At 71.3% G+C, this 693-nt stretch carries 1 protein-coding gene and 1 pseudogene; both read left to right on the top strand.

Annotated elements, in window-relative coordinates; genetic code table 11:
* A pseudogene (locus MKK52_RS00195) lies at nucleotides 1–432 on the top strand (PhnA-like protein); the annotation flags it as partial.
* A gap of 87 nt (nucleotides 433–519) precedes the next feature.
* Nucleotides 520–693, top strand: a 174-nt coding sequence (locus MKK52_RS00190; protein WP_243951734.1) for a CsbD family protein, incomplete at its 3' end; no start/stop codon positions are given.

Below are 693 nucleotides of genomic sequence, written 5' to 3'. Positions count from 1 at the left end.
TCGCTGTCGAAGATCTCGAACCCCATCGACGGCATCGAGCAGACGGTCCGCCAGCAGGCCGCCGGCCAGGACCCGCAGGCCGCCAAGGACGCCGCCGTGGCGGCCGTGCGCGCCGTGCTGACCGGTGATCCGGCCCAGAAGGAGCAGGCCAAGAACCGCGCCGCCGACGCGCTGGCCAAGGCGCAGGGCATCTCCCCCGATCAGGCCAAGGCCCAGATCAACGACTACGAGAAGCAGTACGATCAGGCCGTCGCCACCGCCAAGCAGAAGGCCGAGGCCGCTGCCGTCACGGCGAAGTCGGCCGCCACACAGGGCGCCTTCTACGCCGCCATCGCCCTGGTCCTCGGCGCGCTGGCCGCGTTCCTCGGCGGTCGCCTCGGCGCCCCGAAGCCCGCGACGCTGCTCTCGACCTACGACGCCCGCCGCGTCTGAACCCCTTCCACCGACCCCCGCCGCAGGGCGGGGGTCATCCCCCCGGCCGGAGCCTCCGGCCATCCTCACCAAGCAGGAGCGCACACGATGAGCAGCACCACCGACAAGCTCAAGGGCCTGGCCAACGAGGCCGTCGGCAACGTCAAGCAGGGCGTGGGCAACGTGACCGGCAACGACAAGCTCGTGGCCGAGGGCAAGGCGCAGGAGCTGAAGGGCGAGACGCAGAAGACCGTCGGCGACGTCAAGGACGGCGCCAAGAAC

The sequence above is a fragment of the Methylobacterium sp. J-067 genome (assembly GCF_022829465.1).
In the GTDB taxonomy this organism is placed as follows: domain Bacteria; phylum Pseudomonadota; class Alphaproteobacteria; order Rhizobiales; family Beijerinckiaceae; genus Methylobacterium; species Methylobacterium litchii.
The sequence above is the reverse complement of the archived record's forward strand: the minus strand, read 5'-3'. Positions and strand labels throughout refer to the sequence as shown.